This window comes from Streptomyces sp. 3N207, assembly GCF_052246355.1.
Taxonomy (GTDB): Bacteria; Actinomycetota; Actinomycetes; order Streptomycetales; family Streptomycetaceae; genus Streptomyces.
In genome coordinates this window covers 14,341-27,007 of record NZ_JBQQBV010000007.1, presented here as the reverse complement: position 1 = coordinate 27,007, position 12,667 = coordinate 14,341, and the positions used below count along the sequence as shown (strand labels likewise).

At 69.5% G+C, this 12,667-nt stretch carries 12 protein-coding genes; 8 read left to right on the top strand and 4 right to left on the bottom strand.

The window, feature by feature from the left end:
• Positions 1 to 45 precede the first annotated feature (45 nt).
• Complete coding sequence (locus ACTWP9_RS13135; protein ID WP_443246273.1) at positions 46 to 936, bottom strand: alpha/beta fold hydrolase; 891 nt, start codon at positions 934 to 936, stop codon at positions 46 to 48.
• 104 nt (positions 937 to 1,040) lie between these two features.
• On the opposite strand from ACTWP9_RS13135, the gene ACTWP9_RS13130 reads away from it, so the two are divergent.
• The 4 genes from ACTWP9_RS13130 (at position 1,041) to ACTWP9_RS13115 (ending at position 3,741) form a co-directional block, all read left to right on the top strand.
• Entirely contained in the window at positions 1,041 to 1,895 is an 855-nt protein-coding gene (locus ACTWP9_RS13130; RefSeq protein ID WP_443246272.1) for a helix-turn-helix domain-containing protein, read from the top strand.
• Between the two features lie 124 nt (positions 1,896 to 2,019).
• Positions 2,020 to 2,430 (top strand): helix-turn-helix domain-containing protein, encoded by a 411-nt coding sequence (locus ACTWP9_RS13125; RefSeq protein WP_443246271.1) that lies wholly within the window; start codon positions 2,020 to 2,022, stop codon positions 2,428 to 2,430.
• A 122-nt stretch (positions 2,431 to 2,552) separates the two neighbouring features.
• Positions 2,553 to 3,203, top strand: coding sequence for a hypothetical protein (locus ACTWP9_RS13120; RefSeq protein WP_443246270.1), 651 nt, complete (start codon positions 2,553 to 2,555; stop codon positions 3,201 to 3,203).
• Positions 3,204 to 3,384: 181 nt separating this feature from the next.
• Positions 3,385 to 3,741, top strand: a complete 357-nt coding sequence (locus ACTWP9_RS13115) for a DUF2516 family protein (protein WP_443246457.1) — start codon at positions 3,385 to 3,387, stop codon at positions 3,739 to 3,741.
• 54 nt (positions 3,742 to 3,795) lie between these two features.
• Here the strand turns inward: ACTWP9_RS13115 and ACTWP9_RS13110 are convergent, their stop codons facing one another.
• Both ACTWP9_RS13110 and ACTWP9_RS13105 read right to left on the bottom strand, forming a co-directional pair.
• Positions 3,796 to 5,448: a SpoIIE family protein phosphatase gene (locus ACTWP9_RS13110; protein WP_443246269.1), complete on the bottom strand. Its 1,653-nt coding sequence runs from the start codon at positions 5,446 to 5,448 to the stop codon at positions 3,796 to 3,798.
• 326 nt (positions 5,449 to 5,774) lie between these two features.
• A complete protein-coding gene (locus tag ACTWP9_RS13105) occupies positions 5,775 to 6,866 on the bottom strand; it encodes an NlpC/P60 family protein (RefSeq protein ID WP_443246268.1) in 1,092 nt (363 codons plus the stop codon).
• Positions 6,867 to 7,184: 318 nt separating this feature from the next.
• On the opposite strand from ACTWP9_RS13105, the gene pstS reads away from it, so the two are divergent.
• From pstS to pstB, 4 genes are all read left to right on the top strand, one after another.
• Complete coding sequence (gene pstS / locus ACTWP9_RS13100) at positions 7,185 to 8,309, top strand: phosphate ABC transporter substrate-binding protein PstS (RefSeq protein WP_443246267.1); 1,125 nt, start codon at positions 7,185 to 7,187, stop codon at positions 8,307 to 8,309.
• Positions 8,310 to 8,578: 269 nt separating this feature from the next.
• Positions 8,579 to 9,562 (top strand): phosphate ABC transporter permease subunit PstC, encoded by a 984-nt coding sequence (pstC, locus tag ACTWP9_RS13095; RefSeq protein ID WP_443246266.1) that lies wholly within the window; start codon positions 8,579 to 8,581, stop codon positions 9,560 to 9,562.
• Positions 9,559 to 10,632, top strand: a complete 1,074-nt coding sequence (pstA, locus tag ACTWP9_RS13090) for a phosphate ABC transporter permease PstA (RefSeq protein WP_443246265.1) — start codon at positions 9,559 to 9,561, stop codon at positions 10,630 to 10,632. The genes pstC and pstA overlap by 4 nt, the downstream gene beginning before the upstream one ends.
• A 13-nt stretch (positions 10,633 to 10,645) precedes the next feature.
• Positions 10,646 to 11,422: a phosphate ABC transporter ATP-binding protein PstB gene (pstB, locus tag ACTWP9_RS13085; RefSeq protein WP_443246264.1), complete on the top strand. Its 777-nt coding sequence runs from the start codon at positions 10,646 to 10,648 to the stop codon at positions 11,420 to 11,422.
• A 244-nt stretch (positions 11,423 to 11,666) separates the two neighbouring features.
• On the opposite strand, the gene ACTWP9_RS13080 is transcribed toward pstB, so the two are convergent.
• The gene (locus tag ACTWP9_RS13080; RefSeq protein WP_443246263.1) at positions 11,667 to 12,662 is read right to left on the bottom strand and encodes an inorganic phosphate transporter; all 996 of its coding nucleotides are present in this window, start codon (positions 12,660 to 12,662) and stop codon (positions 11,667 to 11,669) included.
• Positions 12,663 to 12,667 lie beyond the last annotated feature (5 nt).

The window sequence follows — 12,667 nt, the reverse complement described above, 5'->3', positions numbered from 1 at the left end:
TCGTCACGGCCAGGCCCTCGGTGAGCCGCTGTTCCTGGGCCGGCGTCAGCTGCCCGGGGGCGGCGTGTGGGCTGCGGTGAACGCCAGTAGCAGTCCGGCGGTCCGGGACGGTTCCTCGAGCAGGGGCGAGTGCCCGACGCCGGGGAGCATTTCGATCGTCGCGCCGGGGACGATGCGGTAGTCGGCCGCGGAGGAGGATCGCCACCGTCGGTCCTGGCCACCGAAGATGACCAGCAGCGGCTTACCGAGGGTGGCCAGTCGATCGGGCAGTGGGCGCTGCCGGAGATAGCCGCGGGCCGCCCGGGATGCCCCCGTGAACGCGCGGTAGGTCATTCCGCGTACGTCGTCGACGATCGCCTGCGGGATTTCGATGTCATGGGTGACGGCGGTGGCCGCCGCCCGGCGGATCATCGAGTCGGTGCGCAGCCCCCACAGCAGTTGGCCGATGACGGGCAGGGACAGGAGCCGGTCGACGGGCCACTGCGGAATGTACGCGTCGAGACAGGGCCCGGAGTTGATGAGGGCGAGAGCGGTCACCAGGTCCGGCCGTCGCTCAGTGAGCGCGGTGGCGACCGAGCCGCCGGTGGAGTGGCCGACCACGATGGCGTGCCGGACACCCAGCCGGTCCAGCGCCTCCCCGACCCGGCGCGCCTGTTCGGCGATCCGGTAGCCGACGCCGCCGGCCGGCTTGGCCGACCGGCCGTGCCCGAGCAGATCGATCCTGATCACTCGATGGCTCCTGGCCAGCATCGGGACGAGCAGGTCCCAACTTCTGCCCGACGCGGCGAACCCGTGGATCAGGAAGAGTGCCGGGGCGTCGGCCGGGCCGTCCTGTACGACGTGGATCTCCCCGCCGTCACCGCACAGGGTCGGATTCCCTGCGCCCGGGGCGTCCTTGGGTCCTGGACCGAGAAGAGTCCGCAGGTTCTTGACCATGGCCCCACCCTGACCGGCCCGGCCGGGGCGCGTATTGGACGAATGTCGGGCTGCCCGCATCTCTCGCCGCTCCGCCGGGGAGGCGAGGCTCGTAGCATGAGGTCATGCGGTCCGCCGGGTACAAGCGTGCTGTGTTCGATGTCGTGCCGCCGTCGCGGCCCAGCCGGTTGACGGGCGTCAGCATGGCCGGATTCCAGCACCACGGTCCCGAGCCGATCGACATGCGGGCGATCCCGCATCCGTCCGTGACTCTGGCTCTCGTCCCCCGGCCCGGCACGCTCCTCGTCGACGACGCGACCGGCCGCCGACGGGGAAGCCTCCTCGCCGGGCTGGCGTTCAGCGATATGCAGGTGCATGGCCGGGACGTCGAAGCCGTACAGGTGCGCCTGTCCCCGATCGTCGCGTACGCCGTGCTGGGCATCTCCCCCGCAGACCTGGCGGGTGCCGTGGTGGCGCTCGACGATGTGTGGGGCCGGGAGGCCGCGCGGGTCCAGGAGCAGTTGAGCCGGGCCCGCTCGTGGCAGGACCGGTTCGCGCTGACGGACGAGCTGCTCGCCCGCCGATGCGAGGCGGGACGTTCCGTACCCCCCGAGCTGGCCTGGGCATGGGACCGGATCGTCCTCAGCTGTGGCCGGATCCGGGTCGAGTCTCTGGCGGCCGAGATCGGCTGGAGCCGCCAGCGCCTGTGGTCCCGGTTCCGGTCGCACCTCGGCCTCACCCCCCGTAGTGCGGCGAAGCTGGTCCGCTTCCACCATGCGGTCCACCGGCTGGCCGGAGGCCAGAGCCCGGCCCGCGCCGCAGCCGAATCCGGCTACTACGACCAGTCCCACCTCCACCGGCACGTCCAGGCGTTCGCCGGAGTCACCCCGGCCACCGTTGCCGACGAGCCTTTTCTGGCGGTGGACGACCTCGCATGGCCCGGTCACGCCCCACCCGTCACGAACCCCGCCCGCCAGTAGAACCCCGTGCCGTGGCGGCACCGCAGGCTCCGCCGGCCAGTGGGCTCGGTCTTCACAACTACCGAGGGGCACACTTGCAAGCAGCTTGCTTGCAATAGTTAGCAATCGGGTGCACTCTGGGGGCATGGCCTCGCTCAATGTCGGGAACCTCGGCGAGTTCCTGCGGGAACAACGGCGGACCGCGAAGCTGTCGTTGCGGCAGCTCGCGGAGGCCGCCGGCGTCTCGAACCCGTATCTGAGCCAGATCGAGCGCGGCCTGCGCAAGCCGAGCGCGGAGATTCTGCAACAGCTGGCCAAGGCGCTGCGGATCTCGGCGGAGACGCTCTATGTGCAGGCCGGGATTCTCGACGAGCGGGACCGGCAGGACCTGCTGCAGGTCCCCGCCGCGATCCTCGCGGACTCCTCGATCAACGAGCAGCAGAAGCAGGCGCTGCTCCAGATCTACGAGTCGTTCCGCAAGGAGAACGCACAGCAGCGGGCGACCGCCCACGACCCGGCGGACCCGTCCGCCGAGGGGGCTCGGCAGCCGGAGTAAGCACAACAAGCGGAGCAAGGACACCAAAGGGCCGCGACGGTGCGGGCCACCGGCACCGGGCGTCGCACACCACGCGGCGGACGGCCCTGTCAGGCGAGTTGAGCCACGAAAGGCGTACCCTCATGCCCATCGCGAACGACCTGCGCAAGACCCTCACCGACCCGACGCCCCTCTACTTCGCAGCGGGCGTCGTCGACAAGATCCGCGAAGAGGCGCCGCAGGCCCTCGCGGCAGTCCGGGAGACGGACCCCAAGGAGGTCCAGGCGAAGCTCACCCAGCAGGCCAAGGAGACCCAGGCCAAGGTGAGCGAGACCCTCAGCGGACTGGACACCGACCTCAAGAAGCTCCGTGAGCAGGCCCAGCACCTCGCGCTGCAAAGCGTCGGCGTCGCGGCGGAGTACGCGATCAAGGCCCGGGAGACCTACGAGGAGCTGTCGGTGCGCGGCCGCGAGGCGGTCAAGAACTGGCGCGGCGAGGGCGACGACGAGACCCCTGAGGTGATCGTCGAGCGCGAGCCCGTCCAGTCGGTGAAGATCGCCGAGCCGCCGGTCGAGGAGACCTCCGACGCCGGCACCGGCGCGGACCGCAAGGCCGCCGACACCGGCACGGCCGGCAAGAGCGCCACCACCGGCAAGGCCGCGGGCAGCACCAAGAGCACCAGCGGTAACGGCACCAAGGCCACCACCGCCAAGAAGACGGGCACCAGTGCCCGTAAGACGACCGGCAGCACCACGCCCTCCGCCCGGAAGTCGGCTCCCAAGACCGAGTCCTGAGCCGCATGGGACGGCGCGGGGGAAGAGCACGGAACGGGCCGGGCACCCTTCGCGGGCCCGGCTCGTTCCGTGAGTGCGGGCCCTGATTCTTCCGTAATCGCTGGGGTACGGTTGCGGCAAAGCCCCTGTAGGCCCGAGTCGCCCCACCCACGGATCGAGACCAACCAGGAGTGTGAGCACCATGCTGTTCGAGGGCTTCCAGCTCACCGCCATGACGTTGATCAGCGTCGTGCTGCTCGCCCTGGCGGTCTTCACCTTCGTGGACGCCGCACTGCGGCGGGAGGACGCCTACCGCGCGGCCGACAAGCAGAACAAGCCGTTCTGGCTGATCATCCTGGGTCTTACGGCCCTGGTGAACGTGTTGCAGATCCCGTTCTTCCTGCTGCAGATCATCGGCCTGATCGCCACCATCGTGTACATCGTCGATGTCCGTCCGGCGCTCAAGCAGGTCATGGGCAACTCCCGGGGCCGGCGTTGGGGCCGACGCCCTGGAGGCAGCAGCAGCGACGGTCCGTACGGGCCGTTCAACGGCCGGTGACCGCTGCGCAGCCGTTGAGAGCAGAGCCCGGTACGTAGCCGGGTTCTTGCCGGTTCACCGGCCGCGGTCCAGCAGCAGGACCGCCACGTCGTCGGTCAGCTCGCCTCCGTTGAGGCGGCGCACCTCGTCCATCGTCGCGTCCAGCAGTCCCTGACCCCGCGCGCCCTCGGCCAGCCGCCGGGCCACGATGTCGAGCATTCCCTGCTGGCCGAGCCGCTCCCGGCCCGGCGCCCGGCCTTGCCCGGCGCCCGTCTCCGCACGCCCCGCCTCGGTGCGTGACCGCGTACGTGCCTCGTCCACCCGGCCCTCGTCCACCCGGCCCTCGATGAGCCCGTCCGTGTACATCATCAGGCTCCAGGAGTGTCCCAGAGTGACCTGGCGGCGCGGCCAGCGCGCCTGCGGCAGCAGGCCGAGCGCGGGACCGCTCCCGTCCTCCGGCAGCAGCCGGGGCACCGGCGCCGCGGCTGCTGCGTGCCCCGCGAACAGCGGCGAGGGGTGCCCGGCCAGATAGACCGCGGCACTGCCTCCGTCGGCGGCGATGTCCACGGTGCACAGCGTCGCGAAGATCTCCTCGCTGGCCCGCTCGTTCTCCAGCACCTTCTGCAACGTACTCAGCAGCACGTCGCCGCAGAGCCCGGCGAAGGTCAGGGCGCGCCAGGCGATCCGCAGCTCGACGCCGAGTGCCGCCTCGTCCGGGCCGTGACCGCACACGTCGCCGATCATGGCGTGAACGACGCCGTCCGGGGTGCGGACGGTGTCGTAGAAGTCGCCGCCCAGCAGCGCACGGGAGCGGCCGGGGCGGTAGCGCGCGGCGAACCGCAGATCGCTGCCCTCCAGCAGCGGCCGGGGCAGCAGCCCGCGCTCCAGCCGGGCGTTCTCCTGGGCCCGCAGCCGGGTCTCGGTGAGCTGGCGCTGGGCCAGATCGGCCCGTTTTCGCTCCACGGCGTAGCGGATGGCGCGCATCAGCAGCCTGCCGTCCAGCTCGTCGCGGAAGAGGTAGTCCTGGGCGCCGACCCGTACGGCCTCGGCGGCCCGCTCCGCGTCACTGCCGTCCGTGAGCGCCAGTACGGCATGCCGCGGGGCCATCCGCAGGACGCGGCGGAGGATCTGCAACTCGTCGGGCTCCGGAGCCGGGCCGGAGCCGGAACCGGCAGGGGAGCCGGACTCGGTCACGGCACCGGCAGCCGCACCGGCACCGTCGGCGAGACCCGCACCGCCACCGGTGCCCGCAACCGCGCCCGTACCGGAAGCACCGGCACCAGCTGCACCGGACGTACCACCGAAGCCACCGGGGCCCCCGGCGCCTGTGACGCCACCAGCGGCACCGATGCCGGCACCCGCGCTGCCGGGGACGCCGCCGATGCCGGGGATGGCGCCGCCCGGGGCGGCCTCAGGGAGCTCGGCAGGGAGCCCCTCGACCGGCGCCTCCTCTGAATCCCCGCGCGCCTCACAGTGCAGCGCGAGGTCCAGCAGGATGCAATGGACATCGTCCGTGAGCAGCCGTGCGGCCTCGGTGAGGTTGCGGGCCGTACGGACCCGCACGGGCCTGCCGTACGCGTCGAGCATGCGGGGCACACTCAGCGCTCCGGCTGGATCGTCCTCGATGACCAGCAGGGTCAGGCTGCTGCCGGGTGTCGGCGCGGCCTGCCGGGCCGGCGCGCCGGCGGGCTGTGCCGCCGCCCCGGCCAGGGGCGCGCTTACGGGCATTGAAAACCTCTCCCTCCCCCGAGGGCAGTGGTGCACGCGTCGAGCGGCGGCACCATGGCTGAGCCCGGAAAACGCGCGGTGGTCGGGCGCTCGTCATCCCGGGCTATCGGACAGGACCTTAGCGCCCTCGTACAGATGGACGGAATGGCTGACGATAATCCGCCACTGTCATATGCCCACACCAGAATGGGAGTTCACGCCGCGATACAGCCGTTTTCGCCGACCCCCGCATGACCAAGCTCACGCGCTGAAAAACGTAAAGCGCACACGGCGGAAGAAATCCACCCGGAATTCCCTTGCACGCGTCGCCGCACCGGAACTATGCGTTATTTGTCCGGACGTACGACGCCAAGGATCGGCATGGTGCCCGCGCCCTCGACGGTGATCTGCCGTCCGGTGCGCGGTGCGTGCAGCAGCGCTCCGTCACCGATGTAGATCCCCACGTGACTGGCGTCCTTCTTGTAAATGATCAGGTCACCGGGGCGCATCTTCTCGACCGGCACATGTGGCAGCTGCTTCCACTGCTCCTGGGAGGTGCGCGGAATGTGCTCGCCCGCCGCCTCCCAGGCACGCATCGTAAGCCCCGAGCAGTCGAAGGTGTCGGGGCCCTCGGCGCCCCAGACGTAGTCCTTGCCGAGCTGCTTGGTGGCCCATTCGATGGCCCGCCGGCCGGCCGGGGACGCCTTGCCCTTGAGCCCCTTCAGCACCCCGGATTCCAGCCACTTGGCCTGCCGCGCCTTCGCCGCCTCGTCCTCCAGCTGTCGCAGCCGCTCCCGCTCCTCCTTCTTCAGGCCGGACTCGATCTTCTTGGCCTGCTTCAGCTGCGCGGTGATCTTCTTCTTCGCGGCGGCCTTCTTCTTCCGGGTCTTCTCCAGCTTCTTCCACTCGTCCGTGGCGTCCTTGGCATACCCCTGAAGCGTGCTGCGGGTCTTGGTGAGGGTGCCGATGAAGCCACGGGTGGCGTGCTGTCCCTTGCGGGCGAGGGAGACGCCGTGCAGGAATTTCTCCGGGTCCTTGCCGAGCATCAGCTTGGCCTCGTCCGGCATGCCGCCGCCGCGGTACTGCGCGCGAGCCATGGCACCCGCCGTCTTGTTGAGTTCGTCCAACTTGCCCTGGGTCCTGTCGATCCGCTTGGCGAGCTTGACGATGTGCTTCTGCTGCTTCTTGACGGCGTCCTCGGCGGCGTTGTAGGCGTCTGTCGCCGAACCGGCCTTGTCGTGCAGCCGCTCGATCTGCCGGCGGATCTGCTCGAGGCCCGGTTTGTCGGCTCCGGCCTTGGTGCCGACCGGGTCCGGCTTCCCGGGCTCGGCGTACGCGGTGCCGAGCGCGGGCCCCGCGAGCAGCGAGATGGTGCAGGCCAGCACGAGCGTGCCGGACCGACCGGACGGGAGGGTCGAGCTGGTCTGCGGCCGTCTCACCCCGGGCCACCCCCTGGTTATGGTCAACTTTGGCCGACGCAGCGGATAGTGCCATGCCCGCCCCGAAGACAACAGAGGAATGTACTGACGAGTATCGACGGCGCCCGTCCCGGAGGCACGCGCCCCGGGGGAGCACCGGGCTGTCCGCCGAGGTTCACTCGGCGTTCACTCAGCTCCGTCGGCCGCTTCACTTGATCTGGCTAATTTCGGCCGTAACAAGAGCGCGGCACCCCCCGAGACAGGGACTGCGCCCCGTAGCCAGAGAATCCGACGGCCGGCCGGTCGTCGCTCCCGGGCCCAGGAAGGAACTGAACGAAAGTGAAGCTTCAGCGCACGCTCCGGCTCCGCACCGCAGCTGTCGGCGCTCTCACGGTCTGTGGCGCCCTGGCCCTGAGCGCCTGCGGCTCGGACGACAACTCCGGCGGTTCCGGCGGCGACACGACGAAGGCCGCCAGCAAGATCAAGTGTGATGGCGAGGGCAAGCTCCTCGCTTCCGGATCCACGGCCCAGAAGAACGCCATGGACATCTGGACGCAGACCTACCAGTCGGCCTGCAGCAGCACACAGCTCAACTACAAGCCCACCGGCTCGGGCGCGGGCATCCAGGAGTTCCTCCAGGGCAAGACGGCCTTCGCGGGCTCCGACTCGGCGCTCAAGCCGGAAGAGGTCGCCCAGTCCAAGAAGGTCTGCAAGGGCGGCCAGGGCATCAACCTGCCGATGGTCGGCGGTCCGATCGCCGTCACGTACAACCTCGGCGGCGTCGAGGACCTGGTGCTGGACGCCGACACGCTGGCCAAGATCTTCGACTCGAAGATCACCAAGTGGAACGACCCCGCGATCAAGAAGCTCAACCCGGACGCGAAGCTCCCGGGCAAGAAGATCCAGACGTTCCACCGCTCCGACGAGTCGGGCACCACGGACAACTTCACCAAGTACCTCAACACCGCCGCGCCCTCCTCCTGGAAGCACGAGCCGGAGAAGGCGTGGGCCGGCAAGGGTGGCCAGGGCGCCGACGGCTCGTCCGGCATCGCCACGAACGTCAAGCAGAACGACGGCTCCATCGGCTACGTCGAGCTCTCCTACGCCACCGGCAACGACCTGAACACGGTCAAGCTGGACACCGGCGCCAAGGAGCCGGTCGAGGCCACCACGGACAACGCCTCCAAGGCGATCGCGGACGCCAAGGTCGTCGGCCAGGGCAAGGACCTCGCCCTGGACCTGAACTACAAGACCAAGGCCGAGGGTGCCTACCCGATCACCCTGGTGACGTACGAGATCGTCTGCGACAAGGGCAACAAGAAGCAGTCGCTGGACGCGACGAAGTCCTTCCTGAAGTACACCGCCAGTGAGGACGGCCAGAAGGCCCTCAAGGAGAAGGGCTACGCCCCGATCCCCGATGAGGTCATCTCCAAGGTGCGCACCACGATCGGCGGCCTGAGCTGACCGGGCTGCCGCGGAAGCGGCACCCCTCTCGCCGTCGCAGCGGGAGCTGATTCCACCGCAGCGGCGAGAACCACGACGGAGTGGGGTGGGGCACCCCGGCCGAAGGCCGGGGGAGGTGCCAAGCGCACCCCCCGCCCACTCCCTCCAGGTAAACGGCGCCCCAGCTGTCACTGATTGGGGCCGCAAAAGAGTTCCGGTGCACCGCCAATGGGCCGCCCGCGCACCAACGCCGAGCGCGTAGCGACCCGCACCGTCAGACCGGAGAAACCATGGCTACCGAAAACCCTCCCGCGACAGCGGGCCCCGCGGCACCGCAGCCCGCGAAGGGCGCCACGCGCAAGGGTGACCGAATATTCCTCGGGCTGTCCCGGGGATCGGGGATCACCCTCCTGGTGATCATGGCGGCGATCGCCGTCTTCCTCACCTGGCGAGCGGCGCTTGCCATCAACGCCGACGAAGTCAACTTCCTCACCAGCTTCGAGTGGGACGCCAACGCGACCCCGCCCCGCTTCGGCATCGCGGTCCTCGCCTTCGGCACCGTCGCCAGCTCGATCATCGCGATGCTCCTCGCGGTCCCGATCGCCGTCGGCATCGCGCTGTTCATCTCGCACTACGCGCCGCGCAAGCTGGCGACCCCGCTCGGCTACGTCATCGACCTGCTGGCGGCCGTCCCCTCGATCGTCTACGGCCTGTGGGGGGCGCTCTTCCTCGTCCCGCAGCTGACCGGCCTCTACGAGTGGCTGGATCAGTACCTCGGCTGGACGGGGATCTTCACCTACGAGGGCGGCGCGGCCCGCTCCCTGTTCACGGTCGGCATTCTGCTCGCGATCATGATTCTGCCGATCGTCACCAACGTCTCCCGTGAGGTCTTCCGGCAGTCGCCGAAGATGCAGGAGGAGGCGGCCCTCGCACTGGGTGCCACCCGGTGGGAGGTCATCCGCATGTCGGTGCTGCCCTTCGGCCGCTCCGGCGTCATCAGCGCCTCCATGCTGGGGCTGGGCCGCGCGCTGGGCGAGACGATGGCCGTCGCCACGGTCCTCTCCCCCAGCTTCCTGATCAAGGCCAGCCTGCTGGAGCCGGGCGGCGGCACGTTCGCGCAGAACATCGCCGCGGGCTTCAAGGAGGCCGGATCCATGGGCCGCGACGCGCTGATCGCCTCCGGCCTGGTCCTCTTCGTCATCACCCTGCTGGTCAACGGTGCGGCCCGACTGATCATCGCGCGCCGCAAGGAGTACTCGGGAGCGAACGCATGAGCCAGACAGCTGTGGCCGACGCCCCCGTCGACGACGCGCCGCTGCCGCTGCCCAAGCTGCGCCAGCCGCGACTTCCGCGCTGGGCCCCGGTCGGCCTGGCCGCCCTCGCAGCCGCGCTCGGTATCGGTACCGGCGTGGTGGCCGGGCTGGAGAGCCGTGTCCAGTGGGGCCTGATCGCCGCCTTGCTCTACCTCGTACTGACCGCGGGCTTCGCCGGCGCCGTCGAGGGTGGCAGGCAGGCCAAGGACCGGCTGGCGACCAGCGTGATCTGGGTCTGCTTCCTGCTGGCCGTCGTCCCGCTGGCCTCCCTGCTGTGGGAGACGGTCGCGCGGGGGGTGAAGGTCCTCGACGGCTACTTCCTGACGCACTCCATGAGCGGAGTGATCACCATGGAGCCGGGCGGCGGTATCTACCACGCGCTGATCGGCACCCTGGAGCAGGTCGGCCTGGCCACACTGATCGCGGCGCCCATCGGGCTGCTGACGGCGATCTACCTGGTCGAGTACGGCAAAGGCCGGCTGGCGAAGGCCATCACCTTCTTCGTGGACGTCATGACCGGCATCCCCTCGATCGTCGCCGGCCTGTTCATCCTCTCGTTCTGGATCATCATTCTCGGCTTCGGCTACTCCGGGTTCGCGGGCGCGATGGCGCTGGCGATCCTGATGATGCCGATCGTCGTACGCTCGACGGAGGAGATGCTCAAGCTCGTTCCCAACGAGCTGCGTGAGGCGTCGCTGGCGCTGGGTGTGCCGAAGTGGAAGACGATCCTCAAGGTCGTTCTGCCGACCGCGGTCGGCGGTATCACCACCGGCATCATGCTCGCCGTCGCGCGCATCGCCGGTGAGTCGGCCCCGATCCTGCTGCTGGTCTTCGGCTCGGCCGAGATCAACAACAACCCCTTCGAAGGCGCGCAGTCCTCGCTCCCGTACTACATCTACGAGCAGTGGGCCCTCGGCAACGAGCCGTCCTACGACCGCGCCTGGGCAGCCGCCCTCGTGCTGATCGCCTTCGTCATGATCCTCAACCTGGTCGCCCGCGGCATCGCCCGCTGGAAGGCCCCCAAGCACTAAGACGGTGATTCCCATGGCCAAGCGCATCGACGTCAGCGGCCTCTCCGCCTACTACGGCAACTTCCGCGCCATCGACGACATATCCATGACCGTCGAGCCCCGCTCCGTGACCGCCTTCATCGGCCCCTCCGGCTGCGGCAAGTCCACCTTCCTGCGCACCCTCAACCGCATGCACGAGGTGACGCCCGGCGGGCGCGTGGACGGCAAGGTGCTGCTGGACGACGAGGACCTGTACGGCACCGGGGTCGACCCCGTCTCCGTACGCCGCACCATCGGCATGGTCTTCCAGCGCCCCAACCCCTTCCCGACCATGTCGATCTACGACAACGTCGCGGCGGGGCTGCGGCTGAACGGCGACACCAAGAAGAAGGACCTCGACGAGGTCGTCGAGCGCTCCCTCAAGGGCGCCAACCTGTGGAACGAGGTCAAGGACCGGCTGAACCGGCCCGGCTCCGGCCTCTCCGGCGGCCAGCAGCAGCGACTGTGCATCGCCCGGGCCATCGCCGTCGAACCGCAGGTGCTGCTGATGGACGAGCCCTGCTCGGCGCTCGACCCGATCTCCACCCTCGCGATCGAGGACCTGATCGGTGAGCTGAAGTCGCGCTTCACCATCGTGATCGTGACGCACAACATGCAGCAGGCGGCGCGGGTTTCCGACCGGACCGCCTTCTTCAACCTCGCCGAGGTGGGCGCTCCCGGCAAGCTCATCGAGATCGACGACACCGAGCGCATCTTCTCCAACCCGTCGGTCCAGGCCACCGAGGACTACATCTCCGGCCGCTTCGGCTGAGCCCTCGGGCCGGGCCGGCCCTTGACCGCCCGCGGTGCTGCATGGCGGTGCCACCGCGGGCATCTTTCTTTGCCGCTGTTCCGGGGAGGGGGTTGCCCCTGCCTGACGTCCGCAGGCTGCGGGTCGGTTGTGGCTGGTCGCGCAGTTCCCCGCGCCCCTGACGGGGCGCGTCCTCCTCCCCCGGGCTCCGTCCGGGAGGTGCCCGCGGGGCGCAGGGTGGGCGAGCGCAGCCCCCCGCGCGGGGTCAGCCGAAGACGAGCTTGATCGCCCCGTAGATGAGCGCAGCGAAAATCGCCGCGGCCGGCATGGTGATGAACCAGCCCAGAACGATGTTCTTCGCCACGCCCCAGCGCACCGCGCTGACCCGCTTGGTCGCTCCCACGCCCATGATCGCGGAGGTGATCACATGGGTGGTCGAGATGGGGGCGTGGAACATGAAGGACGCGGAGTACATGACGGACGCCGCGGTGGTCTCCGCCGCGAAGCCCTGCGGCGGGTCCAGTTCGATGATGCGCCGCCCGAGGGTGCGCATGATGCGCCAGCCACCCGCGTACGTACCCAGCGAGAGCATGGCCGCGCTGGCGATCTTGACCCAGATGGGGATCTCGTTGTGCTGCTGCACATCGGCGATGGTGAGCGCCATGACGACGACACCCATGGTCTTCTGCGCGTCCTGGAGACCGTGGCCGAGCGCCATGCCGGCCGCCGAGACGGTCTGGGCTATCCGGAAGCCCCGCTTGGCGCGGTGCGGATTCGACCTACGGAAGATCCACATGATGCCGCACATCACCAGATAGCCGAAGAGCAGCCCGACCAGCGGCGAGAGGAACATCGGCACGACGATCTTCTCGAACACGCCCCACCAGTGGACGGCGATACCACCGGCCAGCGCCGCGCCCACCATGCCGCCGAACAGAGCGTGGCTGGAGGACGAGGGCAGCCCGAAGTACCAGGTGATGAGGTTCCAGACGATGGCCCCGACCAGGGCGGCGAACAGAATGGCCATACCGCTGTCGCCGTGCGGGGTCTCGATCAGCCCCTCGCTCACGGTCTTGGCGACCCCGCTGCCGAGGAAGGCACCCGCGAGGTTCATCACCGCGGCCATGGCCAAGGCCGCACGCGGGGTCAGCGCCCGGGTGGAGACCGACGTCGCGATGGCGTTCGCGGAGTCGTGGAAGCCGTTCGTATACGTGAAGAAGAGCGCGACACCGACGGTCACGATCAGCGCGAAGGTGTCCACGGAGC

Coding starts and splice junctions, on each gene's coding strand:
- ACTWP9_RS13135 (WP_443246273.1), bottom strand. CDS start 936: ATGGTCAAGAACCTGCGGACTCTTCTCGGTCCAGGACCCAAGGACGCC.
- ACTWP9_RS13130 (WP_443246272.1), top strand. CDS start 1,041: ATGCGGTCCGCCGGGTACAAGCGTGCTGTGTTCGATGTCGTGCCGCCG.
- ACTWP9_RS13125 (WP_443246271.1), top strand. CDS start 2,020: ATGGCCTCGCTCAATGTCGGGAACCTCGGCGAGTTCCTGCGGGAACAA.
- ACTWP9_RS13120 (WP_443246270.1), top strand. CDS start 2,553: ATGCCCATCGCGAACGACCTGCGCAAGACCCTCACCGACCCGACGCCC.
- ACTWP9_RS13115 (WP_443246457.1), top strand. CDS start 3,385: ATGCTGTTCGAGGGCTTCCAGCTCACCGCCATGACGTTGATCAGCGTC.
- ACTWP9_RS13110 (WP_443246269.1), bottom strand. CDS start 5,448: ATGCCCGTAAGCGCGCCCCTGGCCGGGGCGGCGGCACAGCCCGCCGGC.
- pstC (WP_443246266.1), top strand. CDS start 8,579: ATGGCTACCGAAAACCCTCCCGCGACAGCGGGCCCCGCGGCACCGCAG.
- pstA (WP_443246265.1), top strand. CDS start 9,559: ATGAGCCAGACAGCTGTGGCCGACGCCCCCGTCGACGACGCGCCGCTG.
- pstB (WP_443246264.1), top strand. CDS start 10,646: ATGGCCAAGCGCATCGACGTCAGCGGCCTCTCCGCCTACTACGGCAAC.